Raw genomic sequence first — 26,733 nt, 5'->3', positions numbered from 1 at the left:
GTTTTCATGCGCTCCGTTCACCCGCTGACACTCCAGAGGGAAGCGCCATGTCGATCATCAGCAGCACCGGCAGCAATTCGGACAAGATCTCCAGCACCACCACCCTGAGCCAGCGCCTGACCGCCGCCGTCTGCGCGTCGATCCTCGGTGCCTGCCTGGTCTACTTCGCCGGTTTCTCGCACATCGAAGCGGTGCACAACGCCGCCCACGATACCCGCCACAGCGCCGCGTTCCCGTGCCACTGAGAGCTGACGACATGATCAAGCGCATTGCCCAAACCGCAGGCTTCACCGGCCTGCTGGCCGCCCTGCTGCTGACCCTGCTGCAAAGCTTCTGGGTGTCGCCGCTGATTCTCCAGGCGGAAACCTTCGAGAAATCCGAGCCAGTGGCTGAAGTTCACGAACACGCCGCCGGCACCGCCGCGCACACGCACGACGCCGAAGCCTGGGAGCCGGAAGATGGCTGGCAGCGCGTGGTTTCGACCACCGGCGGCAACCTCGTCGTCGCTGTCGGTTTCGCCCTGATGCTGGCCGGTCTGTACACCCTGCGTGCGCCGACCAAAACCTCGCAAGGCCTGCTTTGGGGCCTGGCCGGTTATGCGACCTTCGTGCTCGCGCCGACCATGGGCCTGCCGCCGGAGCTGCCGGGCACCGCTGCCGCCGATCTGGCCTCGCGGCAGATGTGGTGGATCGGCACCGCCGCGTCCACCGCTGTCGGCCTGTCGCTGATCGCGTTCAGCCGCAACTGGCTGATGAAGATCCTTGGCGTGGCGATCATCGCCGTGCCGCATGTGATCGGCGCGCCGCAACCGGAAGTGCATTCGATGCTCGCTCCGGAAGCGCTGGAAGCTCAGTTCAAGATCGCTTCGCAGTTGACCAACGTGGCGTTCTGGCTGGCCCTGGGCCTGATCAGCGCCTGGTTGTTCCGCCGCAAGAACGACGGTCAATACCACGCATGACCGATGCTGGCGCAGCGCCGACCCTGGTGGTCGGCCTGGGCTGCCAGCGCGGCTGCCCGGCCAGCACCCTGCGTGCGCTGCTCGACCAGGCCTTGCAGGCTCATCGCATCGAACTGCGGGCGGTCAAGGCGTTGGCCAGCATCGACCTCAAACGTGACGAACCGGGCCTGCAAGAACTTGCCGCACAATTGGCGCTGCCCCTGCTCTACTTCAGCCGCGAGGAACTGGCCGGTTACCAGCCGCGATTGAGTCACCGTTCGCAAATCGCCTATGAGCGCACCGGCTGCTACGGCGTGGCGGAAAGTGCCGCCCTGGCCCTTGCCGAACAGCTGATCCAGGCCCCTGCAAAACTGCTGATTTCCCGGCAGAAATACGCCCAGGCGACTTTGGCATTGGCCGGCGCCGCCTGAAATCCCGATAATCCCCGCCATCGATCATGAGCATTCTTCATCTGAAGCGCTCTGATACCGCCTCACCCTGCCCTTTCTCACAGGATTCAGCGATGACCGTCTACTTCATCGGCGCCGGCCCCGGCGACCCGGAACTGATCACCGTCAAAGGCCAGCGGCTGATCCGCACCTGCCCGGTCATCATCTACGCAGGCTCATTGGTGCCGGCGGCGGTGCTGCAAGGTCATCAAGCCGAAACGGTGGTCAACAGCGCCGAATTGCATCTGGAACAAATCATCGAACTGATCAAATCCGCCCACGCCCGGGGACAGGATGTGGCCCGGGTGCATTCCGGCGATCCGAGTCTGTATGGTGCGATCGGCGAGCAGATTCGCTATTTGCGCGAGCTGGACATCCCGTTCGAAATCATCCCCGGCGTCACCGCCACCGCCGCCTGCGCCGCGTTGTTGGGCGCCGAACTGACCCTGCCGGACATCTCGCAAAGCGTGATCCTGACCCGTTACGCGGACAAAACCGCAATGCCCGCCGGGGAAGAACTGGGCAGTCTGGCGCAGCACGGCGCGACCATGGCGATTCATCTGGGGGTCAATCATCTGGAAAAGATCCTCGCCGAGCTGCTGCCACACTACGGCGCCGATTGCCCGATTGCGGTGATTCACCGCGCGACCTGGCCGGATCAGGATTTGGTCGTGGGAACGCTGGCGGATATCGCCGGGAAAGTCGCCGCCAAGGGTTTTCGACGCACGGCGTTGATTCTGGTGGGCCGGGTGTTGGGCAGCGATCATTTCAGTGAGTCGTCGCTGTATCGCGCGGGGCATGCGCATTTGTATCGGCCGTAGCGGCCACTTGGCGGGCAAATCCTGAGTTTCAGGCATAAAAAAACGGCGCTCACGGTGCGCCGTTTTTTATGTTCGCAGCGAACGCCTTAGTAGTAGGCGTTTTCTTTCTGCGTGTGGTCGGTCACGTCGCGAACGCCCTTGAGCTCCGGAATGCGCTCGAGCAAGGTGCGCTCGATGCCTTCCTTCAGGGTCACGTCGGCCTGGCCGCAGCCCTGGCAACCGCCGCCGAACTGCAGAACGGCGATGCCGTCCTCGACCACATCGATCAGGCTGACCTGACCGCCGTGGCTCGCCAGCCCAGGGTTGATTTCGGTTTGCAGGTAGTAGTTGATGCGCTCGTTGATCGGGCTGTCGGCGTTGACCATCGGGACTTTGGCGTTTGGCGCCTTGATGGTCAGCTGGCCGCCCATGCGGTCGGTGGCGTAATCGACGACGGCATCCTCAAGGAACGCCTCGCTGAACGAGTCGATGTAAGCGGTAAAGCTAGGCAGCCCCAGCGCGGTATCTTCAGGTTTTTCTTCCCCTGGCTTGCAGTAGGCAATGCAGGTTTCTGCGTACTGGGTGCCAGGCTGGGTGATGAAAACGCGGATGCCGATGCCCGGGGTGTTCTGCTTGGAGAGCAGATCGGCCAGGTAATCATGGGCGGCGTCGGTGATGGTAATAGCGGTCATGGAAACTCCTCGCAGGCTTGTGGCGGAGTTTACGCCAATCGGTGCGCCGGACAAAGTCCTAGTATTTTTGTCGGGAAAGTTTCTCGAACACTTCACCTTCAAATCGCGCTTTAAGCCATTGATAACTGGCCTTTTCAACCCATTGATAACTCAGCCATGAACCGGCGGCGATTGCGATTACACAAAGGATGAACATCATATACGGGTCGATGCCGTAACGATGGGCAAGGAATCCACCCATCGAAAGTACCAGTACGTGCATCAGGTAAACCGAGTAGGAACAGTCGCCGAGCAGCTTGAGTAGCCGGTTATGCTCGAAGCGAGATTCCAGCGACATGCAGGAAATCACCAGCACAGCACTCGGCACGCCCCAGGCGAGTAACCGTGGAGCTGGCGGCAATAGATAAATCGCCATAAGCGCGGCGCCGATTCCCAGCAACGGCCGGTAAAAACCGCTGCGAAACCAGCCCCGACGATAGAGCATGCCAATGCCGATCCCCAGCAGAAACTCGTAAACGATGTCCGAGCGATAGAACTCGCTGATCCAGCCCAAACCGGTCCATGTCTGGCAAACCGCAAACAACAACGCTGCAACCACCCACAGACGCACCTGCAAGCGAAACAACAGCGCCCAGGCGAACAGCACGTAGAACAGCATTTCGTAATTCAGCGTCCAGCCGACATTCAGGGTCGGATAGAAGCCGTAGCCACCGGGGTTTTGTGTGGGGATGAATAGCAATGACAGCAACAAGTGGTTCCAGTCCAGGGTTTGATCCGGCAACAGCGGTCGGGCAAACACCACCAGCAACGCCATCAACACGGTGTACAGCCAATACGCCGGCACGATGCGAAACAGCCGATACAACAGAAACCGCGTCGGCGGCAACGCCTTGCCTTCGGTGGACAGGAAGATCACCAGACCGCTGATGACGAAGAAAATATCGACACCCACCGCGCCTTTGTCGATGAACAGCTGGCCCAGCGGGCCACGGGCCTGGAAGCCGAAGAATATCTGCATGAAGTGATGGCCGACCACTGCCCACGCCGCGAAGGCACGCAGGGCCTGGACTGAAATCAGCATTGGGCGCTCCCGGTCACAACCTCAACTCACCACCGCCCGTCACATCCTGTGGGCGGTGCGGTGTCCTTGAGGTTGGGACAGCAGGGCTTCACCAAACGATCAAAGATTCTCGTAGCGGTTCATGTCCAGCACGCCCTCTTCCACCGGATCGGTTTCGTGGATGTATTGGCTCAGGTCGTGGAAATAGAACCAGAATTGCGGATGACTGCGACGGACTCCCCAACGTTCGACGATTTTCTCGAACTGCGGTGCATCCTTGGCCGCTTCCATGGCATCGACAAACGCCGGCACTTCGTCCGCCGGGATGTTGAACATGAAGTTCGGGTAGCTGCTGAGTACGCCCGGATAGATGGTCACGGTGTCGAGGCCCGGCTGATAGCGCAGCGACTCACCGAGCAGGAACGCCACGTTGCTGTGGGCGCGGTTGCGCAGCAGGCTGTAGACCTCGCGTTTGCCGCTGCGGGTTTCAATGCGCAGCATGGTCGCTTCCGGCAACTGATCGATCACCTTGAGGCCTGCCGCCGGGCGTGAGGTCAGACGGCTCAGGGCCTGTTCGGCGTTTTGCAGCGCCGGGTCAATGTTCGGCCGCGAGCAATAGGCATCTTCACAGCGGTTGATCGGGTCCGGCCGCGCATTGAGGTCGCCGTAACGCGAGAGCAACTGCATGGCGAAATCACGTTTCGGGTCCTTTTCGTCGAGTTTCAGCCCGGTCGGCTTGTCGTCGTCGATGGCTTCGTAATCCAGCCACATCTTGAACTGGCCGCTGCTCTGATACCAATCGTCGAGATAGTTCTCGCGGGAGTCGGCCGGCATCAGGCGCAGGAAGTTCTGCTCGGCGCCGTTACGGATCAGATCGAAATACAGACGGGTCTGCGCCTGATGGGAAACGTTGCCGAATACGTCGAAGTTGACCGCCAACTGGTAATAGGTGCGCTCCAGCAGCGGGTAGTCGAACAGCCACAGGGTTTGCGGCACTTCGCCGATCAGGCCTTTGGTCACCGAGGCGCTGTCGAAGTGGCGGAAGATGCTCAACAGCGCGTTGTCGTTGCCGGCCCACAGGGTCGACCAGCTCGGCGCCGGCAGGTCGGCGTAGCTGTCGCGGCGCAGCGCTTCGTACTTGTTCCGCTTGTTGCGATAGTTGTGCCACAGGCTCAGGACACTGCCGACGTCGTCGTTCTGCCCCGGCATCGCCAGCAGCGGCGTGGCCTGGCCACGGTAGTTGGGGTCGGTGATGTACAGGTCATGTTCCGGCGCCTGGAACAACGCCCAGAAGTTGTCGCGGATCACGTCGGTCGCGATCTGCCCCCGGCACACCGGCCCGCGAATGAAGGTGCGCACGAAGTATTCGGCGTTATCGAGCATGAACTGATACCGCGCCTGGGCCGGAATCGCCTCGAAGGTGGCGAACGGATTGGCCCGGCTCTGCGGCCCGTAGCCCGGCAAGGCGTTGACCTGCCAGTTGCCGTTGTAGAACAGGCTCTTGACCCGCGCCATCTTCGCCGCGCTCAGCGGATAGGTGATGTGGGTCTTGTGAACGATCACGCCCTGCACCGGCCACAGGCGGTAATACACCTGAGTGCCCGGATCGTCGTTGGGGCGACGGGTGGCGATCAGGTCGATCGGCTGCCCCGTCGGCGTGCGCGAGCGCACCCACTGGAAGTAATGCCCCGGCTCGCCGTCCTTGAAATAGATGTGCGCCAGGAACCAGTGTTCGAACAGCCAGCGACCGACCAGGCTCTGCCGGGCACCGGGGGTGTTGAGCAGGTTTTCCCACTGCACGATCTGCATCGCTTCCTTGGCGCTCGGGGCCAGGCCCTGTTCGTCGATAGGCGCGCCGGACGCCAGCCAGCGTTGCAACGTCTGGTATTGCTGGTTGGTCAGGCCGGTCACCGCCAGCGGCATGCCTTCTTTAGGGTGGGCGCCGGCGTAACCGTCGAACTCGGCGGGCATTGCGCACAGGTTTTCGCGGTTGAGACCCAGAACAATGTCTTCGGGCAGCTTGGCGTTGGGCTGCAACGGAGTCTTGTGCCCCAGCTCAAGCATGCGTGCCATCAATGCCGCCTGACTGCCCTGGGCGTCGAGCACCGAATAGAAGCCTTTCTGCTGCCAGGCGCGTTTGCCGAAGGCGTCGTAGAACAATCGGGTGGTCGGCGCCGCCTGACTGCGGTCGCCATCGTAGACCGGCATTTTGCTCGCGCCCCGGCTCGCACCTTCGCCGCTGCCCAGGTTCAACTGGCAGGCGGAGTCGTAGCACGCGTGGCAGGCCACGCACTTCTCGGTGAAGATCGGCTGGATATCGCGGGTGTAAGAAATAGAGGAAGAAACCGCAGACGAGACAGCAGGATCCTGGGCAAACGCGCCCCAGCTAAAAAGCAGCAACGCAATGCTGATGACGCGATACGACATGTCCCTGATCCCGATCCTGAAAAAACGCCGCGATTCTACCGTTATGACGGCCGTACCAACATGAGCGATATTCATGCAAAAGCGCCGCATGCTCCAAAACCACACAAGTTTGTTATGATTCCGGCCCTTCGTCATGGTCTTTTTCGAGTAGTCCCAATGTCCGATCGCAGCGTCCGCCTTCAAGCTCTCAAGCAAGCTCTCAAAGAGCGCATCCTGATTCTCGATGGCGGCATGGGCACGATGATCCAGAGCTACAAGCTCGAAGAGCAGGATTATCGTGGCAAACGCTTCGCCGACTGGCCGAGTGACGTCAAGGGCAACAACGACCTCTTGGTCATCACCCGTCCGGACGTGATCGGCGGCATCGAGAAAGCCTATCTGGACGCCGGTGCCGACATCCTCGAAACCAACACCTTCAACGCCACCCGGATTTCCATGGCCGACTACGGCATGGAAGAACTGGCCTACGAACTCAACGTAGAAGGCGCACGCCTGGCACGCAAGATCGCTGACGCCAAGACTGCCGAGAACCCGGCCAAGCCGCGTTTCGTCGCCGGCGTCCTCGGCCCGACCAGCCGCACTTGCTCGCTGTCGCCCGACGTCAACAACCCCGGCTACCGCAACGTCACCTTCGATGAGCTGGTGGAGAACTACACCGAGGCCACCAAAGGCCTGATCGAGGGCGGCGCCGACCTGATCCTGATCGAAACCATCTTCGACACCCTCAACGCCAAGGCCGCGATTTTCGCCGTGCAGGGCGTGTTCGAAGAACTGCACGTCGAACTGCCGATCATGATTTCCGGGACCATTACCGACGCCTCCGGCCGTACCCTGTCCGGCCAGACCACCGAAGCGTTCTGGAACTCCGTGGCCCACGCCAAGCCCATCTCGGTCGGCCTGAACTGCGCCCTCGGCGCCCGCGAGCTGCGGCCGTACCTGGAAGAACTCTCGGACAAGGCCAGCACCCACGTTTCCGCGCACCCGAACGCCGGCCTGCCGAACGAATTCGGCGAGTACGACGAGCTGCCGTCGGAAACCGCCAAGGTCATCGAAGAGTTCGCCCAGAGCGGTTTCCTCAACATCGTCGGCGGTTGCTGCGGCACCACTCCGGGCCATATCGAAGCCATCGCCAAGGCCGTGGCCGGTTATGCGCCACGGCAGATTCCGGACATCCCCAAGGCCTGCCGCCTGTCGGGTCTGGAGCCGTTCACCATCGATCGCAACTCGCTGTTCGTCAACGTCGGTGAGCGGACCAACATCACCGGTTCCGCCAAGTTCGCTCGCCTGATCCGTGAAGACAACTACACCGAAGCCCTGGAAGTCGCCCTGCAACAGGTCGAGGCCGGCGCCCAGGTGATCGACATCAACATGGACGAAGGGATGCTCGATTCGAAGAAGGCCATGGTGACCTTCCTCAATCTGATTGCCGGTGAGCCGGACATCTCCCGCGTACCGATCATGATCGACTCCTCGAAATGGGAAGTGATCGAAGCCGGCCTCAAGTGCATCCAGGGCAAGGGCATCGTCAACTCGATCAGCATGAAAGAAGGCGTCGAGCAGTTCATCCACCACGCCAAACTGTGCAAGCGCTACGGCGCCGCCGTGGTGGTGATGGCGTTCGACGAAGTCGGCCAGGCCGACACCGAGGCGCGCAAGAAGGAAATCTGCAAACGCTCCTACGACATTCTGGTCAACGAAGTCGGCTTCCCGCCGGAAGACATCATCTTCGACCCGAACATCTTCGCCGTGGCCACCGGCATCGAAGAACACAACAACTACGCTGTGGACTTCATCAACGCCTGCGCCTACATCCGTGACGAACTGCCGTATGCCCTGAGCTCCGGCGGCGTGTCCAACGTGTCGTTCTCGTTCCGGGGCAACAACCCGGTGCGCGAGGCGATCCACTCGGTGTTCCTGCTGTACGCGATCCGCAATGGCCTGACCATGGGTATCGTCAACGCCGGCCAACTGGAAATCTACGACCAGATCCCGCAGGAGTTGCGCGACGCCGTCGAGGACGTGATCCTCAACCGCACCCCGGAAGGCACCGACGCCCTCCTCGCCATCGCCGACAAGTTCAAGGGCGACGGCAGCGTCAAGGAAGCCGAGACCGAAGAATGGCGCAGCTGGGACGTCAACAAACGTCTGGAACACGCGTTGGTCAAGGGCATCACCACCCATATCGTCGAGGACACCGAGGAGTCGCGTCTGTCGTTCGCGCGGCCGATCGAGGTCATCGAAGGCCCGCTGATGGCGGGCATGAACATCGTGGGCGACCTGTTCGGCGCCGGCAAAATGTTCCTGCCGCAGGTGGTGAAATCCGCCCGCGTGATGAAGCAGGCCGTGGCCCACCTGATTCCGTTCATCGAACTGGAAAAAGGCGACAAGCCGGAAGCCAAGGGCAAGATCCTCATGGCGACCGTGAAAGGCGACGTGCACGACATCGGCAAGAACATTGTCGGCGTGGTACTGGGTTGCAACGGCTATGACATCGTCGACCTCGGCGTGATGGTGCCCGCGGAGAAGATCCTGCAAGTGGCGCGCGAGGAGAAATGCGACATCATCGGCCTGTCCGGCCTGATTACACCGTCGCTGGACGAGATGGTGCATGTGGCCCGCGAGATGCAGCGCCAGGACTTCCACCTGCCGCTGATGATCGGCGGCGCGACCACCTCCAAGGCACACACGGCGGTGAAGATCGAACCGAAGTACAGCAACGACGCCGTGGTCTACGTCACCGACGCCTCCCGCGCGGTCGGCGTGGCCACACAGTTGCTGTCCAAGGAACTGAAGGCCGGTTTCGTCGAGAAGACCCGCGCCGAGTACGTTGATGTGCGTGAGCGCACCGCCAACCGCAGCGCCCGCACCGAGCGTCTGAGCTACGCGGCGTCCATCGCCAAGAAACCGCAGTTCGACTGGGCGACTTACCAGCCAGTCAAGCCAACGTTCACCGGCACCCGCGTGCTGGACAACATCGACCTCAACGTCCTGGCCGAGTACATCGACTGGACACCGTTCTTCATCTCCTGGGACCTGGCCGGCAAGTTCCCGCGCATCCTCGAAGACGAGGTGGTCGGTGAAGCCGCTACCGCGCTGTACAAGGACGCTCGCGAGATGCTGACCAAGCTGATCGACGAGAAACTGATCAGCGCCCGTGCGGTGTTCGGTTTCTGGCCGGCCAACCAGGTGCATGACGACGACATCGAGTTGTACGGCGATGACGGCAAGCCAATGGCGCGCCTGCATCACCTGCGCCAGCAGACCATCAAGACCGACGGCAAGCCGAACTTCTCCCTGGCTGACTTCGTCGCGCCCAAGGACAGCGAAGTGACCGACTACGTCGGCGGCTTCATCACCACCGCCGGGATCGGCGCCGAGGAAGTGGCCAAGGCCTATCAGGACGCTGGCGACGATTACAACTCGATCATGGTCAAGGCCCTGGCCGACCGTCTGGCCGAAGCCTGCGCCGAATGGCTGCACGAACAGGTGCGTAAAGAGCACTGGGGTTACGCGAAGGATGAAGCCCTCGACAACGAGGCGCTGATCAAGGAGCAATACTCCGGCATCCGCCCTGCGCCAGGCTACCCGGCGTGCCCGGATCACACCGAGAAGGCCACCCTGTTCAAGCTGCTCGACCCTGAAGCAGAAGAACTGCGCGCCGGCCGCAGCGGCGTGTTCCTCACCGAGCACTACGCGATGTTCCCGGCGGCGGCGGTCAGCGGCTGGTACTTCGCCCACCCACAGGCGCAGTACTTCGCCGTGGGCAAAGTCGACAAGGATCAGGTCGCAAGCTACACCTCGCGCAAAGGCCAGGAACTGAGCGTCACCGAACGCTGGCTGGCGCCAAACCTGGGTTACGACGAGTAAGCCTCGCACAGGCCCTTGTGTCCGCTGCGGCGACACAAGGGCCGGCCGGCTATTTTTCCAGATCCTCGACCGATGAACTTTCAGACCCGGCATCCGCCGCCCCCCACTCGCTGTCGGCGAGCCATTTCTCCAGGGTATCGCGCGTAATCCCCAGTGCCCTGTGAGCGCGCACCCTGTCCATGTAAGCCTTGATCCGCAGCAGACTGTCCTTGGACAGAAAACGGAAATTGGCGGACATCCGCGTTCCCGCCAGCAACAGATCATGGCTGCCATCGAACATCTCGGGCGGAAGTTCACTGATCGGGTTGCCGGTCAGGCTGAGTTTTTCCAGGTTGCGCGCTTGTAGAACGCCGTCCGGCCAATAACGCAGGTTGTTGCCGTTCAGATACAGCTTTTGCAGCCCATCAGGCACCGGCCCGCTGAACAGGCTGATCTGGTTGTAGTTCAGCTCCAGCCTCTGCAATCCGGGCAAGGCTTGCAGGGCCTCGCCATTGAACGCGCGCACACGGTTGTAGTTCAGCCTCAGGTAAGTGAGACGTTGCAGGCGACTCAGTTCCTGGGCGATGGCCGCAAGATCGCCCAGGCGATTGCCGGACAGCCCCAGCTCCTCCAGATGCTCCATGCCGGCGATGGCTCGCGGCAGGCGACGCAGCTTGTTAAGCCCCAGCTCGATCCAGCGCAATCGCGTGAAGGCCGGCAGGAAGTCCGCCAGATCCGCTTCTTTCAGGGCCAACCCGCGAAGGTTCAACGCGTCGATATGCTCGAATTCGGCGGGCAGTCGGGGCAGCGCCCCCAATCCGTGGATGTTCGACAGGTCCAGCACCCAGGAGCCGCCGCCGACTTCCTCCACCAGACCTTTTTTCCAGTGTTCGATCATCCGCATCGCGGCTTCGCGGCGCCCCTGCGAAGAACGCCAGCGTCCACCAAACAGTGCGCTGCCGGTGCGTCGGGTGAAGATCCAGCCGTTCAACTGCCGGGTGATCGACTCGAAGCGCAGGCCCCAATCGACAATCCGCGCGTTGACCTGTGCGTCGGTGGCGCCATTGCGCAAGCCCCGGACGACGTCCGCTGCGCTCTCCTCGGTCAGGGAGGGGTCAATCCTGCGCAAACGCTGGATGAATGACGGCTGGTCTGCAACCGCCGCTAGCTCCGGCGGCAACGGCAGCAAGCGGCTGGCGAGCAGCGAACCGTTTTCGAACGGCTGGGTGTCGTAGTAAGAGACGTCCTCACGAAAAAACCGCGCCAGCGCGCCGTCGGGCAGGCCCAGGGCAAATTCGCAGCGTTGGTGAGCCAGTTCCAGTTGCAGGCGCGCCTGCTCCGTCAACGGTACGCCCGTCAAATTGGTATTGAGCAGCAGTTCGTTGCGCGACAGTAACTCGGCGGGCAACTGGCGGATGCGGCTGTTGCGCAAGTCCAGCCAGCTCAGGTGCCGAAGGCTTTCTGCGCCACGGGGCCACTCCTGCAAGTGTGTGCGGTTCAGATTCAGGCTTTCCAGGCGATGCATCGCGCTGACATCCAGCCGATACAGCAGGTTGTCGGACAGATCGAGTTGGCGCAGCCGCGCCGCGTTGTGCGGGGAAAGCGGATCGCTCGTCAGCCGGTTGCCGCTCAGGTCGAGGTGTTCCAGTTCGGGAAAGTTGCGCAGCAACGCGCGGATCTGCTGATCCGTCGAACCGGGCACACGCAGATGCAAGGTGGAAATGTGCGAGAAATCCGCCGACAGCGCAGGCAACGGCTCGTCGCTGACCAGATCCAGCTGAGCATAGGCCGGGTGCTCATCCACGAAAGGTCTTCGGCGCCAGGCATTTTTCAGGTTGTTGGCAATCGCGTTTTTCTGCTGCCAGTTGCCGCCGTGGCTGACCCAGCCGTCCAGCGCCTGCTCGAACGCCAACCATTGCTGTCCGAGTTCTTCGAGCATTTGCAGAATCTGCGCTTCGCTTTTCCCGGCCCTCAGCAACTTGAGCAGAAAGCCGTTGGCCCTGGCGATCTTCAACGGCGGATAGAGCCCCTGCAGGCGCGTCACCAGCGCCATGTTCAAGCCTGAAGAACCGACCATGCCCGCCCCGCTGGCGGGATAACCCAGCAGACGCTCCCTGATCCGCTGCGGCGGCTTGAACCGACGTTTTGCCTTGCCCGTTGGCACCAGAATCGCGGCGGTGTCGTTGATATGCGCCGTGGCGTGGGCGCTGATGGCGCGGCGCAGCATGGCGCCCTGTGTCACACGAGGGACACCCAGTGCCTGGCGGGCCTCAACCGGCAAAGCGTGCATGAGCGCGGCATAGAAACTGTCTGTGGACGCAGCGGGCTCATTCAGCGCTTCGCCCCGCGCATTGATCGCCTGAAACACCGGGCCTTTCTTCACCACCCGGCAATGCTGCCCGGCCGTTCGATTGCCGATGCTGTCGAGCCGCCGCCCGTCGAGATGACCCTCGCGGATTTCCAGATACAGATCATCCGGCCAGCCCGGCAGCCGGCTCAGGGTATGCAAGGCGACGCGCCGGGTGTCGGCCGACGGCAGGTTTTCCATGTGCAATCCAGCCAGTGCACGAGTCAAGCGGCCGCGTCGCGCATGCCAGCGGGCTTCCTCAAGCATTTTGCCCGGCACCCGCGCAGTGGATTGCAGGGTTGCCATGGCCTCGGCGTCGGCATGGACGAGAATGTCCTGCGCGGCGGCATCGCTGAGTCCCGGATAGACCCGCCGCAATTTGCCGATCCCAGGATCGGCCAGTGTGGCGCTGCGATAAAACCCGTCGAACAGTCCCCGTCGTCGGCTCCTGGCGAAAGCGCCGATCCGGTCCCGCAGCGCTTGCGGTCGCCAGCCCCGGTTCTGCGCGGCTTCGGCGCCCAGCAACGTGCTGATTTCGGATTCGTCCAGCGCCGCGAGAATGCGCATCGGCAATTCGCCGCTCAGCACATCGAACCGGCTCATGCGGATCGGGGTTCTGCGTGGGGTATCGGCCGACAGGCGCTCGTGTCCGTATTCGGCACGCACGCCCGTCATGCGCGGTTTTTCAAAGACCTGCAAAATCCGCCCGGCCGGCCAGTGCTCCAGCCGGGTCACCAGCGGCACCGCGTACAGATAACGTTCGTCGATGGCGTGTCCGCTGACCACTTGCTCGATCACCTGGGTGACATCCCGATCGGCTTCGAACAATCGCAGCGCATCAAGCAATTCCGGCGGCGGCAGCCGATTGTCCATGTGCATCTTGCGCAACGCGTTGTCACTGACGCCGCAAATATCGGCGACCTTGAGCAATTGCTCGTCGGAGCAGGCGTCGGTGACATGGCCCATGCGCCGCAACAGTTTCAGACGGCTCCAGCCCAGCGGATTCTCCAGGGTATGGCGCCAGGCACCGGCCGCGTTGTGGGTCAGGATCGGTCGATAGGCCTTTGGTTCGACGGGATGCCTGACTCGCCAACGGTCGAGGGACGGGTCGTAAATCTGCTCGTAAACCCGCCCATCGATGCGGATGTACGAGCGGTCATCCAGCTCATATCGGCCCTGGGCGTCAGGACCGGCATCGGCCATGAACTCGCCGGTGACCTCATAACCCGCCAGGTCGGCCTTGTGCAGACGGCTGCTGCCATCGGCCCGCGTCACCGAATGCAGGTCTTCGATCACCGGTTCCGCCGGCACCGCCAGCCATTTGGAGACGCCTTTGCCGATGCCCGCCGTGACGCCGGCCAGCAACAGATTCTCGGCAACATCGAGCAGGTGCGCCTTGGCCGCTTGCCGGTCGCCCTCGCTCCACTCGATCACCCCCTCGATCGACTCTCCCAGCAACTGACAGACCATCACCGCCATCATCACTTCACCCAACACCGGCACGAACATTGAAACGGTGTTCAGCACCAGCATGCCGATGTCGAGCAACCTGGCGAACAGTTCCTTGCGCACCTTGGCATCGATGTCCGCCGACGGCACGGCATAGCGGCGCGCATCCTCGATCATCTGTTCGCGATGGCGCTCGAACAGGTAATCCCACAGGTCGATGTTGTCGTCCCAGTACGACTGCGCCTTGAACGGCAGGTGGCTCAAGCCGAGAAACGGGTCATCGTTTGGCACCTGCCTCGGCGTCGGCGCCGGCGGAAAGTGGTTGATAAACAGGTTTGGCACCGGGCTGAGGCCGTTGATCAGGTTATTGATCGTGAGCAACCACGGCTCCAGTCTGCTCTTGAACGAGGCGTCCGGCGCATCCTGGGTGAACTGGCTGAAATAGTGCGGACGATCGGCATACGCCACGAAGCGGCTGAAAAAACGCTGATAGGCCGTGGGGCTGCCGTCGGCGGCCGCTCCGTCGCGCTCGGTAAAGCGCTGTCTGAACATCGGCTCCACTTGATCGGCCCGGTAGCGCTTCAACGGATGCTGCGGGTCATCGGGAATGTACAGAATCAGCTCATCCAGACGCTTGAACGGCTCGCCGATCGCGAACCAGACGCACCCCGTCAACCGGTGCCGCATCAGATTGAGATCGCAGAACCAGATGTGTTTGCTGCCCTGCCGGGGTTGCCGCTCACCCGCAATGATCGTCAGGATCGAAGCGTAATCCTCAGGCTCGATGTCCTTTTGCAGCAGCGCCTGCTCGGCCGCCGCACGCAATGCGGTTTTTTGCGCGGTGATGAATTGCTCGCGGTGGGTTTGCCGGGTTTGCGGATCTTGCGGGTACAGGAAGTTTTTCAGGTACTGCTGATACAGCGCGCCGATGTCCAGCACCCGGCAGGTCTTGAGGAACTGGCTAACCGTCATTGCCGGGCTGATCGCCTCCGGCTGGCCCGACTGCGCCGACTTTACCGAGAACCCGGACGCCCGATGGAACGCGTCCGGCTCACATTCAGCCTCTTCAACGTTATGCAGCGCGGCCTGCAACAACGACATTCTCGACAGTTCGAAGGCGCCGATCTCGATTTTCCAGATCCCCGCGTCGACTGACTGGATCAGATGCAGGAAGGTGTTATTGACGTCCAGCTCCACATTGAACAGGTTCTTCAGGGTTCTGGTCAGCAACGGTTCGGCGAAGGCATGGATGTCCTGCAATCCGGCCATGGTCTTGCCGAGCCGGCTCTGGGCGCTGAAGCTGGCCGCCAGACTGTCATCGAACGCCTTGCGTTGCGCTCGGGTGGCTTTTCGATACCAGTCCGGCAGTGGCGCCCTGGCCTTTTTCAACGCCGCGCGCTGCGGTGGTGCGGCCTCCGTCAGCCAGGGGGGAATGGACTGTTCGAGGCGCGCAGCGTGGATGCTGCGGGTCAGGCGCCGGGGTTCGGTGATTGGCGGGTCAGGCAGAAGTGTTTCAGACATGCTCTCGCTCCGGTAAATGGGAGCGTCAGCACATCATTCGGCGCGGACCGGATTGCGGTAGATAGTTATCGGCGCGGCGGCGAACGCTATACAAGGCTTTTCCGCGCCGGGCGCAGGATTGGCTATGCTCAATGGGCCAACTTCAAGACGAGGGATTTATGGACGATCCAGTCGACAACAAGCCCCCAACCTTCTGGCAGATGCTGCACAGCGTCATGGCGGCGGCGTTCGGGGTACAAAGCGGCAAGAACCGGGCAAGGGATTTCACCCACGGCAAGCCCAGCCATTTCGTGATCCTGGGAATTGCCTTCACGGCGGTGTTCGCCCTGACGCTGTTCGGCATCGTCCAACTGGTGGTGCATCTGGCAGGGGTCTGAGACGCGTCAGTGCATCAGGGTCTGCAGGGTGAACGGATAACGGTACGAAGCCGGTCGTCCCTTGGCCGAAAGCTTGTGAAAGTGCACGCCGTAATCCGGGGACTCGCCCATGGCGAGCATCCGGCGCGCCTGCTCCTTGCCGATCAGTTGCAACAGCGGAATCTGCCGGTCACGCCCGCCATACCGGCTCAGGTCGACACCCTGCGCATAGTCATGCAACTCCACCAGCGCCCAGCCGCCCAGGGTGAAATGGCCACCGAGCAGCGCACTCAGACGGCCATCGACCAGCGCCTGCAACGCCGCCGAAGAAGTATTGACCGCACTGAACAGCACATCCTTGCCCGGCACCCGGCCCGCTTCGGAAAACGCCCGCATTGCGCCGAACGCCATCTCGTCGTTGGCCGACCACACCAGTGAAACGTCCGGATAGCGCCCCAGCAGTTGCCGGGCCTGTTCATAGGCGCGTTCCCGGGTCCAGCCGCTGTAGACCAATTGCCGCAGACGCACCTCGGGATGCTCGGCGAGCGCCCGCTGCATGCCTTTCTCGCGCAATTGCGCCGACGGGGTGATTTTCAATCCGGAGAAGGCCAGCAGCTCGATCCGCTCACCGGACGCGACCGGCCGGTGCAGACGGATCAGCTCCTTCATCATCAGGTAGCCGCCCTCCTCGTCATTGGGCACCAGGCTGCCGATCCGGTCCGCACGCTCGCCCACCAGGTTTTGCTGATTGGGCGTCAGCGCGGCGTTGACGATGAACAGCTTCACCCCGCTCCGGTTCGCCATGCGCATGATCTGCGGCGCCACGTATTGCTCGTTGACGAACACCAGGTAGTCGGGACGCTTCGACCCCTGCAAGGCGATTCGCGCCTGGGCCAGGGTCTGCTCCGGCTGACGCTGCGCATAGAGGATTTGCAGATCCATCCCCAGATCCCGGGCAGCCGCCTGCATGAACTGCGAGTAACTGACCCAGAACGCTTCGTCGCTCGAGCCTGGATTCAGAAACAGCACGGATTCGGCCCGCGCACCGGTTCCCAGAACCGCGCCGAGCAGCAGAACAGCGATGTGGAGGAACTTGAGCATGAATCGTCCGGGCCCAGGGAAAAAATGGCGGCGCATTATAGCCATCGAAACAGCGGCTTTCTGCGTCTGATCCCCCTTTTCGTCCGACAGATGTCGGAAGTGGACCCGGACAGGTCGTTTACTGATGACTGACCCAGAACACTGCCGTTCCAACAACCAGAATGATCAGGAACAGAATCGCCCAGGCATCGACGCTGCTATCGCTTTTCCTTGCTTTGGTCGGGTTGCTCATTGCATCGCCTCTTGTCGGTTTTATCGGTGATTGCAGAAAGACTCGACCACAGTTAAGACGATGATTGTCCGCACGACAAATGTGGGTTAGTTGACAGTGATTCTCGTTAGGCGATTTGGTTCTTTACATATACTCAAACATCACTTTTGCGCATAACTGCAAACGGGTATATTGCCCCGGCTCCGTTGGGAGTGCGCGGCCGTGCGCGCAGAATTGCAGAGGCATATCGGACTCCGGCAAAGCGAAAACGCGAGTGCCCACCCGAGTGACCCAAGCCTGAGAACAGGACTTATATGTACGTATACGACGAGTACGATCAGCGGATCATCGAGGACCGCGTCAAGCAGTTCCGTGATCAGACCCGACGCTATCTGGCAGGTGAGCTGAGCGAAGAAGAATTCCGCCCCCTGCGCCTGCAAAATGGCCTGTACATCCAGCGTTTCGCGCCGATGTTGCGGGTGGCGGTGCCTTACGGCCAACTGACCTCGCGTCAGATGCGCATGATGGCCAAGATCGCCCGCGACTACGACAAGGGCTACGCCCACATCAGTACCCGGCAGAACGTGCAGTTCAACTGGCCGGCGCTGGAAGACATTCCGGACATCCTCGCCGAACTGGCCACCGTGCAGATGCACGCGATCCAGACCAGCGGCAACTGCCTGCGCAACGTCACCACCGACCAGTTCGCCGGTGTCGCCTCCGATGAGCTGATCGACCCGCGTCCATGGTGCGAAATCGTTCGTCAATGGACTACGTTCCACCCGGAATTCGCCTACCTGCCGCGCAAGTTCAAGATCGCCATCAACGGTGCGAGCTCCGACCGCGCGGCCATCGAAGTCCACGACATCGGTCTTGAGCCGGTACACAACGCCGCTGGCGAGCTGGGTTTCCGCGTGCTGGTCGGCGGTGGCCTGGGCCGTACCCCGGTGGTGGGTGCCTTCATCAACGAATTCCTGCCGTGGCAGGACCTGTTGAGCTACCTCGACGCCATCCTGCGGGTCTACAACCGCTATGGCCGTCGCGACAACAAATACAAGGCGCGGATCAAGATCCTCGTCAAGGCACTGACTCCGGAAGTCTTCGCCCAGAAAGTCGACGCCGAAATGGAACACCTGCGCGGCGGCCAGACCACCCTGACCGAAGCCGAAGTGCATCGCGTCGCCAAGCACTTCGTCGACCCGGACTACCGCGCGCTGGACAACCAGACCGCCGCGCTGGCCGATCTCGACAAAGAGCATCCGGGCTTCGCCCGCTGGCGTGTGCGTAACACCCTGGCGCACAAGAAGCCGGGTTACGTGGCCGTGACCCTGTCCCTGAAGCCGACCGGCGTTGCGCCGGGCGACATCACCGACAAGCAGCTCGACGCCGTGGCCGATCTGGCCGACCGCTACAGCTTCGGTCAACTGCGCACCTCCCACGAACAGAACATCATTCTTGCCGACGTCGAGCAGAGCCAGTTGTTCACCCTGTGGGGCGAGCTGCGCGAGCAAGGTTTCGCCACGCCGAACATCGGCCTGCTGACCGACATCATCTGCTGCCCTGGCGGTGATTTCTGCTCCCTGGCCAACGCCAAATCGATCCCGATCGCCGAATCGATCCAGCGCCGTTTCGACGACCTGGACTACCTGTTCGACATCGGCGAGCTGGACCTGAACATCTCCGGCTGCATGAACGCCTGTGGTCACCACCACGTCGGCCACATCGGCATCCTCGGGGTGGACAAGAAAGGCGAAGAGTTCTATCAGGTGTCCCTCGGCGGCAGCGCCAGCCGTGACGCGAGCCTGGGCAAGATCCTCGGCCCGTCCTTCGCCCAGGACGACATGCCGGATGTGATCTCCAAGCTGATCGACGTGTACGTTGAACAACGCACCGAAGACGAGCGTTTCATCGACACCTACCAGCGTATTGGCATCGACCTCTTCAAGGAACGCGTCTATGCAGCGAATCATTAAGAACAACGAGGTCATCGACGAAACCTGGCACCTGCTGCCCAAGGATTTCAATATCGATGAGATCAGCAACTGCGACGACTACATCGTCCCGTTGCAGCTGTGGCGCGAACACGGGCGCATGCTCAAGGCCCGCGATGGTGGCCTGGGTGTATGGCTGGACGCCGATGAAGAAGCCGAGGAAATCGGTGACGACGTCGCACAGTTCCAGGTCATTGCCCTGAACTTCCCGGCGTTCACCGATGGCCGCAGCTACTCCAACGCGCGCCTGCTGCGTGACCGCTACGGTTTCAAAGGTGAATTGCGGGCGATTGGCGACGTGCTGCGCGACCAGCTGTTCTACATGCGCCGTTGCGGTTTCGATGCCTTCGCCCTGCGCGCCGACAAAGACCCGTACGACGCACTGGAAAGCCTCAAGGACTTCTCGGTGACCTACCAGGCCGCCACCGACGAACCGCTGCCGCTGTTCCGTCGCCGCTGATACAAAAAAACCTGAGTCCGGTTGCCCGGACTCAGGTTTTTTTTCGCCTTCGCCTCAGCCCTTCGTCAGCCGCCCCGGCGTCGGTGCAGCGGGCATCGCCAGGCCCGGATGGCGCGCCAGCGCCTGTTGCGTCAACTGTTTGCGCAACTGCAGGTTCTCGTTCCGATAGTTTTCAAAAATCGCCATCATCCGCTGCGTCGCCGCTGCGCGCGACAAATCAGCCTGTGCCTCCAGCTCAGCCAGCGCATCGGCAGAACGCGCCAGCACGGCCACAAATTGCCCGCGATAGGTCGTATTCAGGTAATCGGACCAGAACGACTGCGCATTGATCGACTCCAGCAACGCAGGTGAGTTTTCCGCCTTCGCCACTTCCTTGTAAGCCTTGTCCAACTGTTGCTCGGTGACCTCGACATCCAGTTGCACGTTGATCGCCCGGGGCTGGGCCGGCAGATCCAGGCGTTGCGCCAGCCTGACCCGGTAACTCAGGCTCAGCTCCAGCGCCTGTTGGCGGGTGATCGAGTCGTCGAGCACGCGGATGCCGATGTCGATCATCGCTTGTTTCTGCACCTCCTGCAGACGGAACAGCCCACGCAGCAGACGCACCAGTTCTCCCTCCAGGGACTGGACGCCGGTACGCGCCGCTTCTGTGGCCCGATAGCACAGCACCCTGACTTCCAGATCACTGAACAACCCCGATGGCTCATTGGCACTGACCCGGCCGATCCGGGCCATGCGAAACAGTGCGCTGCGCAAGCTGTCGTCTTCTGCCGCTGCCTGCAACACATTCCACACTCGCGCGGCCAATAGCGTGTGCTGGCGGGTGTAGTCGGCGGTATTGCGCAACTGTTCGAGGACCAGAAAGAAATCCCGGGAATTCGGATAGGCCGACAGCGAAGCCCAGGTTGCCTGCATCTGCACCACGTCATCGAGCGACAGACCGGACACCCAATGGGCGCCGCGTGCGTCGGAACCCGACGCAGCGACAGGCGGATCGATGTAGTCGGCGGTGATCACGCCAAGGCTGGCGCCCTCGGCCTGCTGGTAATCGGCAATCGCCGCCAGACTGGTGGCAGACAGCGGGTTGCCATCGACGTTAGTGCCATGATTCAGCGCCTGTCGAGCCTTGAAGACGGCCTCCGGAAGCGTCTCGATCAGGTTGTCGCGCAAGTCCAGGGTTTGCAGCTCCAGCAGTTCGTCGAGCCCTTCGGGCCACTCGCTGATACCGGTGCCGCGCAGGGCAAGGTGCTGCAGCTTGCGCATCGCCGAGACCGTCGGCATCCGCCCCAGCGAAGGATTGAAACTCAGATTGAGCCATTGCAGATGATCCTTGGCACCCAGCGACACCGCCGCCTCGGCCGTAAGGAAAATCTGGTTGTTGCTCAGGTCCAGATGGGTCAGGCGCGACATCGCATCGATCGCCTGGGGCACACGGGTCAGGCCGTTGCCGGTCAGGCTCAGCGAGTGCAGGTTGGGAAAGTTGTGCAAAAACGTGTTCAACCCGGCGCTGGCGCCGACGTTGTCCATCTCCAGCACGCCAATGTGTCGGAAGTCACCGATGATCGCTGGCAATTCACCCAGCGGCTGTGCGTCGAACGTCAGGTTGTCGAGCATTTCCGAAGGGTGCCCGGCGGTTCCCGACTCCCTGCGCCAAGCCAGCAGGATGGCCTGGGCTGCCCGCGCCTTGTTGTGCGCGGGCACCGTGAGGCGTGGGCCGTCCCCTGTCTGATAGTGGGTTTCACGGTGCACCCAGCGCTCCAGTGTGTTGCGTATCGTCAGGTATTGCTGCCTGAGGCCTTCAAGGGTGCGGATTGCCACCACGTCATCGCTGCCCAGGGACGTCAGAAAGCTTTCAATCTGCGCAGGCGACTGCAAGGGGTAAAGCTCCCGCGCCCGTCGAGCCAGCGCCGCTGACCGCGCCACCTGGGCAACCGGTGCCGATTGGGTCAGACTCACCAGACGCACGACTCGTGGATCAGCCAGGCCCATGGGCGAGCGGTAGCCTACGCGCAGAGATTCCTTACTCACCAGTCGCGCAACGAGTTCACGTCGTTGCAGGGCCAGTGCAGTGATCTTCTCGCGCAAGCCGACACCCGCGTCGTCCGCCTCCACGCCCAGCGCCTTTCGCGCATGTTCAGGCAGGCTTTGCCACAGGGTCTGAAAATAATGCGCGCGGGTGCGTGAGGAGTGTTTCGCCAGCACCTTCTCGTCGGCATCGACCGCTTGATAACGATCCTCGAACGCCTCGATGAACACTTTGTAGCGGGCATCGGCCGGGCCAAGTCTGGCCTTGTCCTCGGACGGCACCGCCCACTCGGTGATTTCGATAAACACATCCTGCGGCCATCCTGGCAGATTACCCAGGGTATCGAGCACCACCATATCGGTGCTCAGGTCACTGGCTCCATCCAGGTACAGGCCTTCGTAGACACGGTTCAAGTTCACCACTTGCTGATAGCGTCGCGCCTCTTCGGCAAGGCGCAGCGGCAGCTTGTCGTCCTCAAGTTCCAGCCACTCGCTGGCATCGGCATTGAGTGCCAGTTCGTCGACCACCGCACCCGGCAACCCGGCAAACGCCTTGCGCACCGGGGCGGCCATCGACGCCTTGGCAATGTCGGTACGCAGGTCCAGTCGGTTGAACAGCGCCAGACGCGAGCGCCCGGCCTGCCTGGCGAGCAATTGCGTGAGACGGGAAATCTGGCTGGCCTGTTCATTCGACGCCGTACCCAGTAGCAGCGTGCGCTGCGGGTTATCAAGGCCTGCCAGGAGCACCGGATAGAACTGCCCCTTGTGCAAAAGATCCTGGGCAATCTTCAAAGGCCGCGAAGCCTTGGCCGGACCGTAGCGGGTGATCTCGTTACCCAGGGCGCTGACGACGCTCACGGCAAGATCTTTCGGCCAGTTGCTGGCGGAAGTCAGCAAAAACAACTGCAGATCGGCATCGGCCATGGGGGCGGATGTGGTTTCACCCAGCGCTTGCATGAACTGCTCGACGGCAGTATCGGCGCGAAATCGCCGGACCGTGTCGACCAGAGTTGCCATCGGTTTTCGCCGGTCGACAAACAGACGATGCAACTGGTTTTCATCGACACCGATGGCGGCCAACACCTGCAAGGCCTGCACATCCGACACCTCTTCCTCGCGATAGCCCAGACGTCGGAACAAGGTCAGCAGATTCCATTCCTGGGGCAACTCGGAATCATGTCGCCATGCCCCGGCGCCGTTGGTTTCGAGTACCGGCAAATAGCTGCCAGTCTGTTGCGGAGGCTGGACTTCCCACACATCGGTTTGCTGTCTGGGTTGCACGGCAAAGTTGTCCGCGCCGATGCGCAGGTAGCGATTGTTTTTCTGTGAGACCAGCCCCTGCTCGTCCACCCGGATCCCACGGGGGATGATTTGAGGCTCACGATAAGCCGAGAGGTCGCTTTTCCATAAACGCATCGCCCCGGGTGAAACCGGCACCTCACGCAAGCGCAGGACAAAATCGCTCGCCATGATCGCCTTGTAAGTGCCGCTGACCGCTTTGCCGGTAACCCCCAGCGCCGCCATCAGAATCAGGTTTTCGAGGGTTTCGAACAAATAGTCCGTGGCCTGTTCCTGCTCCCCGGCAGCCCAGCTGGCGATGCCCTCATACACCGTCGTGAGCAATTGGATACCGGCCACGGCGAACATGATTTCGCCCACCACCGGAACGAATGAAGCAAAGAACAGCACCGCGTTGAAGCCGATGGTCTGGTAGGTGTCGAGCCTCGCCAGTCGGCTTTTTTCGTCCTCATCGTCAGTCGGCACCACCAGCAAACGCGCGTTGGCCAGCACCTGCTCGGCGTGATGCTGAAACATCGCCAGAAACACATCGTATTTGTTCTCGGTGTCCAGATCGAAGCCACTGATCTGCACATACACCGACTCCTTGTGCAGGCTGGGGTGTCTGACGGTTATCAGGCGTTGGTCAAGATTGGAGAGAAACGTGGCCCGGTCCTTCAGTTTGATGTACCGCATGAAAAACGTGCGGAACTCAGGCGTTCGCAGGCGCCTGCTCAGTTCCACCTCAAACTGAGAGAACGAGGCGTACTCCTTCAATGGATGCAGCGGATCGCCCGGCAGGTAGACGACGCAACGGAAGTCACCATCCTTGTGTTCGGTGACAGGGCCGACGAACATCGGGCCGTGGAGTTTGATATCGAGCATTTCCAGACGCTGATAACCCAGCGAGTTTTTACCCAGGGTTATCGACGACTTGTTCTCGCTGACGGACTTCAACATCGTGTAAACATCTTCGCTTATATGCTTCTGCATGTAGGCGAGATGCCTTTCAACTTCAAACTGATCTTTCGCACAGGCAATGGATTTCTCCCGCAAACTTCCAACCTGGCTTTTACTGCCAAACAGTGCAGCGAGGTGATTCTGGTAACTTTTTCCCAGATCCAGTGCGCGGCACAATTGCGCAAACTCATGGGGTTCGATCGAGAGAAGTTTATTGCCACGACCCGTAATACGATCCGGAATGTATATCAGCGATCGTTCGTGATAGTTGCCGGCGTCAGTCTCGCTGGCTTCAAAGTTTTCACAGGCCGCCGTCAACAGATCCCTGGCGATCGGCAACACCAGTTTCTTGCGCAGCCCGAGCAGACTGGAGGCCGAACGCACATGCTGGAAAACCACGCCTTCAACCTGCACAGGCTCAACCAACTTGGCTGACAAGGCCTGGGCCAGCAACGGTGCACAGAATTTTTCTGGTGACTTGAAGGCGCGCAACTCGTCAAGCACGGTGCTTCGCGATTGATAACTGGACTTCAGGCTTTTATACAGCGCCGTACGCACATCTTCCGGCGCCTGGAGCATCCACGCGGGTATCTGCTTTTTCAGCAGATCGAAAAATACACCTTGCTGGGCCGGTGTCATTCCGGGCACGGTGGTATTGTTTTTTTCAACTTCCATGTAAAAACAACCTTCTTGCTGTTAAGAACACACAGCTTAAGGTTGAAGTTTTTCCGGAAAAAGCGCGAATAGCTGATCGTTACATAGGCTCAGGCAACAACAATATGAAACGTTGAAGTATCTATGTACCGCACTTTTTAAAGTGCATGGAGTTCTGTTTGCGGTATTGCAAACAGAACTCCTGACAGGACTTACCAGAAACGCTGTTGGGTCAGGCGACTCCACCAGTTCAACAGCACGCGATCCACCGAACCGCTGGCGGCCATGCCGATACGTTCCTGCAGGCTCTTACGTTCGGCGTAATGCAGGTGATAAAGCTCGGACTGTTTGGCGCGCTCGGCCAGGTACTCGTCGCTGGTCTTGAGTTCGTCCACCAGTTGCTTGTCCAGCGCGGCGATGCCGAGCCAGACCTCGCCGGTCGCCACTTCATCGATCGCCAGTTGCGGGCGATAGCGGGCGACGAAGTTCTTGAACAGTTGGTGAGTGATATCCAGGTCTTCCTGGAACTTCTCCCGGCCTTTCTCGGTGTTTTCGCCGAACACGGTCAGGGTGCGCTTGTACTCGCCGGCGGTCAGAACTTCAAAATCGATGTCGTGTTTTTTCAGCAGCCGGTTGACGTTGGGCAACTGCGCGACCACGCCGATGGAGCCGAGAATCGCGAAGGGGGCGCTGATGATCTTCTCGCCGATGCACGCCATCATGTAGCCGCCGCTGGCCGCGACCTTGTCAATGCAGATAGTCAGTGGCACACCCGCTTCACGGATACGCGCCAGTTGCGACGATGCCAGGCCATAGCTGTGAACCATGCCACCACCGCTCTCCAGGCGCAGCACCACTTCGTCCTTCGGCGTGGCGAGGGTCAGCAGCGCGGTGATTTCATGACGCAGGCTTTCGGTGGCCGAGGCCTTGATGTCGCCGTCGAAGTCCAGCACGAACACCCGTGGTTTGGTATCGGGTTGCTTCTTCTGTTTCTTCTCGGATTTGGCCTGGCCCTTGCGCAGAGCCTTGAGCTGGTCCTTGTCGAGCAAGGTCTGCTCCAGCCGCTCACGCAAGCCTTTATAGAAATCATTGAGCTTGCTGACTTGCAACTGGCCGGCCGACTTGCGGCGGCCCTTGCTGCGCAACGCAGCAAAACTGGCCAGCACCACCAGGATGGCGATGACCAGTGTCACGGTCTTGGCCAGGAAGCTGGCGTATTCAGTCAAAAACTCCACGAGGACTCCTTCAAACGATGCGCCGATGTGTAACACGCGCGGGATAACGTCCAGCATACCCATGCGCTGCTTCATCGGCCAGCCGTGAAACCTCTGGAAACAGGCCTGTAACGGGCATTTCAAACAAGCGTATGTTTTTTCATTGACAGCTCACCTGCATCCCCATAACCTCGCCTCAACCTTCAACGTACCGGGATGACGCGGACGTGGGCAGCATCTACTTGATTCGACATGGCCAGGCCTCCTTCGGTGCAGACGACTACGACGTCCTGTCCCCCACCGGTGTGCGTCAGGCGGAAATCCTCGGTCGGCACCTCGCCGAGCTGGGAATCAGCTTCGATCGCTGCCTGTCCGGTGATCTGCGTCGCCAGCAGCACACCGCCAACAGCGCGCTGGAGCAGTTCGCCGCCGTCGGCCTGCCGGTGCCACCCCTGGAAATCGATTCCGCCTTCAACGAGTTCGACGCCGACGCGGTGATCCGCGCCCTGCTCCCGGCCATGCTGCCGGACGAACCCGAAGCCCTCGAGATCCTGCGCAACGCCGCACAGAACCGTGGCGAGTTCCAGCGTATTTTCGCCCTGATCATCGAGCGCTGGCTGGCCGGCACCTACGACACACCGGGCCTGGAGAGCTGGCTGGGGTTCGTCGAACGAGTCCAGGGCGGACTGCAACGCATCCTCGAACAAGCCGACAACACCCAGAAAATCGCGGTATTCACCTCTGGTGGCACCATCACCGCCCTGCTCCACCTGATTACCCAAGTGCCTGCCCGACAGGCTTTTGAACTGAACTGGCAAATCGTCAACACCTCGCTCAACCAGCTGAAGTTTCGCGGTCGCGAGGTGGCTCTGGCTTCCTTCAACAGTCATGCGCATCTGCAACTGCTGAAGGCCCCGGAACTCATCACCTTCCGCTGAGTCCGGATTACTGTGACCCT

Annotated in this window: 16 protein-coding genes; 9 read left to right on the top strand and 7 right to left on the bottom strand. The window is 61.2% G+C overall.

What is annotated here, in order from left to right; genetic code table 11:
• Positions 1-47 precede the first annotated feature (47 nt).
• The 4 genes from KVQ74_RS04285 (at position 48) to cobM (ending at position 2,207) form a co-directional block, all read left to right on the top strand.
• Positions 48-245, top strand: coding sequence for a CbtB domain-containing protein (locus KVQ74_RS04285; protein ID WP_007959524.1), 198 nt, complete (start codon positions 48-50; stop codon positions 243-245).
• Positions 246-256: 11 nt separating this feature from the next.
• On the top strand, positions 257-958 hold the full coding sequence (locus KVQ74_RS04280; protein ID WP_217829757.1) for a CbtA family protein: 702 nt from the start codon (positions 257-259) through the stop codon (positions 956-958).
• Positions 955-1,368: a cobalamin biosynthesis protein gene (locus KVQ74_RS04275; protein ID WP_217829756.1), complete on the top strand. Its 414-nt coding sequence runs from the start codon at positions 955-957 to the stop codon at positions 1,366-1,368. Before KVQ74_RS04280 ends, KVQ74_RS04275 begins: the two co-directional genes overlap by 4 nt.
• Positions 1,369-1,460: 92 nt before the next feature.
• Positions 1,461-2,207: a precorrin-4 C(11)-methyltransferase gene (cobM, locus tag KVQ74_RS04270; RefSeq protein ID WP_217829755.1), complete on the top strand. Its 747-nt coding sequence runs from the start codon at positions 1,461-1,463 to the stop codon at positions 2,205-2,207.
• 86 nt (positions 2,208-2,293) lie between these two features.
• Here cobM and nfuA read toward each other — a convergent pair whose 3' ends face one another.
• The 3 genes from nfuA to KVQ74_RS04255 form a co-directional block, all read right to left on the bottom strand.
• Complete coding sequence (nfuA, locus tag KVQ74_RS04265) at positions 2,294-2,878, bottom strand: Fe-S biogenesis protein NfuA (protein WP_217829754.1); 585 nt, start codon at positions 2,876-2,878, stop codon at positions 2,294-2,296.
• 58 nt (positions 2,879-2,936) lie between these two features.
• On the bottom strand, positions 2,937-3,959 hold the full coding sequence (locus KVQ74_RS04260; protein ID WP_217829753.1) for an acyltransferase family protein: 1,023 nt from the start codon (positions 3,957-3,959) through the stop codon (positions 2,937-2,939).
• A gap of 99 nt (positions 3,960-4,058) precedes the next feature.
• On the bottom strand, positions 4,059-6,365 hold the full coding sequence (locus KVQ74_RS04255) for a fatty acid cis/trans isomerase (RefSeq protein WP_217829752.1): 2,307 nt from the start codon (positions 6,363-6,365) through the stop codon (positions 4,059-4,061).
• A gap of 156 nt (positions 6,366-6,521) precedes the next feature.
• Here KVQ74_RS04255 and metH point away from each other — a divergent pair, with 156 nt between their 5' ends.
• Positions 6,522-10,232, top strand: coding sequence for a methionine synthase (gene metH / locus KVQ74_RS04250; RefSeq protein WP_217829751.1), 3,711 nt, complete (start codon positions 6,522-6,524; stop codon positions 10,230-10,232).
• A gap of 49 nt (positions 10,233-10,281) precedes the next feature.
• Here metH and KVQ74_RS04245 read toward each other — a convergent pair whose 3' ends face one another.
• Positions 10,282-15,528 carry a leucine-rich repeat domain-containing protein gene (locus KVQ74_RS04245; RefSeq protein WP_217829750.1) on the bottom strand — a complete coding sequence of 1,749 codons (5,247 nt, stop codon included), beginning with the start codon at positions 15,526-15,528 and terminating at the stop codon, positions 10,282-10,284.
• 158 nt (positions 15,529-15,686) lie between these two features.
• On the opposite strand from KVQ74_RS04245, the gene KVQ74_RS04240 reads away from it, so the two are divergent.
• Positions 15,687-15,905 carry a DUF2970 domain-containing protein gene (locus KVQ74_RS04240; RefSeq protein ID WP_217829749.1) on the top strand — a complete coding sequence of 73 codons (219 nt, stop codon included), beginning with the start codon at positions 15,687-15,689 and terminating at the stop codon, positions 15,903-15,905.
• Between the two features lie 6 nt (positions 15,906-15,911).
• On the opposite strand, the gene KVQ74_RS04235 is transcribed toward KVQ74_RS04240, so the two are convergent.
• Entirely contained in the window at positions 15,912-16,985 is a 1,074-nt protein-coding gene (locus KVQ74_RS04235; RefSeq protein WP_217829748.1) for an ABC transporter substrate-binding protein, read from the bottom strand.
• 525 nt (positions 16,986-17,510) lie between these two features.
• Here KVQ74_RS04235 and KVQ74_RS04230 point away from each other — a divergent pair.
• Both KVQ74_RS04230 and KVQ74_RS04225 read left to right on the top strand, forming a co-directional pair.
• The gene (locus KVQ74_RS04230; RefSeq protein WP_217829747.1) at positions 17,511-19,169 is read left to right on the top strand and encodes a nitrite/sulfite reductase; all 1,659 of its coding nucleotides are present in this window, start codon (positions 17,511-17,513) and stop codon (positions 19,167-19,169) included.
• Positions 19,153-19,647, top strand: a complete 495-nt coding sequence (locus KVQ74_RS04225; RefSeq protein WP_217829746.1) for a DUF934 domain-containing protein — start codon at positions 19,153-19,155, stop codon at positions 19,645-19,647. Before KVQ74_RS04230 ends, KVQ74_RS04225 begins: the two co-directional genes overlap by 17 nt.
• Positions 19,648-19,701: 54 nt before the next feature.
• Here the strand turns inward: KVQ74_RS04225 and KVQ74_RS04220 are convergent, their stop codons facing one another.
• Positions 19,702-24,582: an NEL-type E3 ubiquitin ligase domain-containing protein gene (locus KVQ74_RS04220; protein ID WP_225929858.1), complete on the bottom strand. Its 4,881-nt coding sequence runs from the start codon at positions 24,580-24,582 to the stop codon at positions 19,702-19,704.
• Positions 24,583-24,773: 191 nt separating this feature from the next.
• Complete coding sequence (sohB, locus tag KVQ74_RS04215; RefSeq protein ID WP_217829745.1) at positions 24,774-25,796, bottom strand: protease SohB; 1,023 nt, start codon at positions 25,794-25,796, stop codon at positions 24,774-24,776.
• A 206-nt stretch (positions 25,797-26,002) separates the two neighbouring features.
• Here sohB and KVQ74_RS04210 point away from each other — a divergent pair, with 206 nt between their 5' ends.
• Complete coding sequence (locus tag KVQ74_RS04210) at positions 26,003-26,713, top strand: histidine phosphatase family protein (RefSeq protein WP_217829744.1); 711 nt, start codon at positions 26,003-26,005, stop codon at positions 26,711-26,713.
• Positions 26,714-26,733: the final 20 nt, after the last annotated feature.

Origin of the sequence: Pseudomonas botevensis, assembly GCF_019145475.1 — a bacterium.
Taxonomy (GTDB): domain Bacteria; phylum Pseudomonadota; class Gammaproteobacteria; order Pseudomonadales; family Pseudomonadaceae; genus Aquipseudomonas; species Aquipseudomonas botevensis.
Note: the sequence above shows the minus strand (reverse complement) of the source record. Positions and strands in the feature narration are given on the sequence as shown.

Bases quoted from the DNA above. Each gene is read 5' to 3' on its own strand.
- KVQ74_RS04260 (WP_217829753.1), bottom strand. From the start codon at position 3,959: ATGCTGATTTCAGTCCAGGCCCTGCGTGCCTTCGCGGCGTGGGCAGTG.
- KVQ74_RS04285 (WP_007959524.1), top strand. From the start codon at position 48: ATGTCGATCATCAGCAGCACCGGCAGCAATTCGGACAAGATCTCCAGC.
- KVQ74_RS04275 (WP_217829756.1), top strand. From the start codon at position 955: ATGACCGATGCTGGCGCAGCGCCGACCCTGGTGGTCGGCCTGGGCTGC.
- nfuA (WP_217829754.1), bottom strand. From the start codon at position 2,878: ATGACCGCTATTACCATCACCGACGCCGCCCATGATTACCTGGCCGAT.
- KVQ74_RS04280 (WP_217829757.1), top strand. From the start codon at position 257: ATGATCAAGCGCATTGCCCAAACCGCAGGCTTCACCGGCCTGCTGGCC.
- KVQ74_RS04235 (WP_217829748.1), bottom strand. From the start codon at position 16,985: ATGCTCAAGTTCCTCCACATCGCTGTTCTGCTGCTCGGCGCGGTTCTG.
- KVQ74_RS04225 (WP_217829746.1), top strand. From the start codon at position 19,153: ATGCAGCGAATCATTAAGAACAACGAGGTCATCGACGAAACCTGGCAC.
- KVQ74_RS04245 (WP_217829750.1), bottom strand. From the start codon at position 15,528: ATGTCTGAAACACTTCTGCCTGACCCGCCAATCACCGAACCCCGGCGC.
- cobM (WP_217829755.1), top strand. From the start codon at position 1,461: ATGACCGTCTACTTCATCGGCGCCGGCCCCGGCGACCCGGAACTGATC.
- KVQ74_RS04255 (WP_217829752.1), bottom strand. From the start codon at position 6,365: ATGTCGTATCGCGTCATCAGCATTGCGTTGCTGCTTTTTAGCTGGGGC.
- metH (WP_217829751.1), top strand. From the start codon at position 6,522: ATGTCCGATCGCAGCGTCCGCCTTCAAGCTCTCAAGCAAGCTCTCAAA.
- KVQ74_RS04220 (WP_225929858.1), bottom strand. From the start codon at position 24,582: ATGGAAGTTGAAAAAAACAATACCACCGTGCCCGGAATGACACCGGCC.
- KVQ74_RS04240 (WP_217829749.1), top strand. From the start codon at position 15,687: ATGGACGATCCAGTCGACAACAAGCCCCCAACCTTCTGGCAGATGCTG.
- KVQ74_RS04230 (WP_217829747.1), top strand. From the start codon at position 17,511: ATGTACGTATACGACGAGTACGATCAGCGGATCATCGAGGACCGCGTC.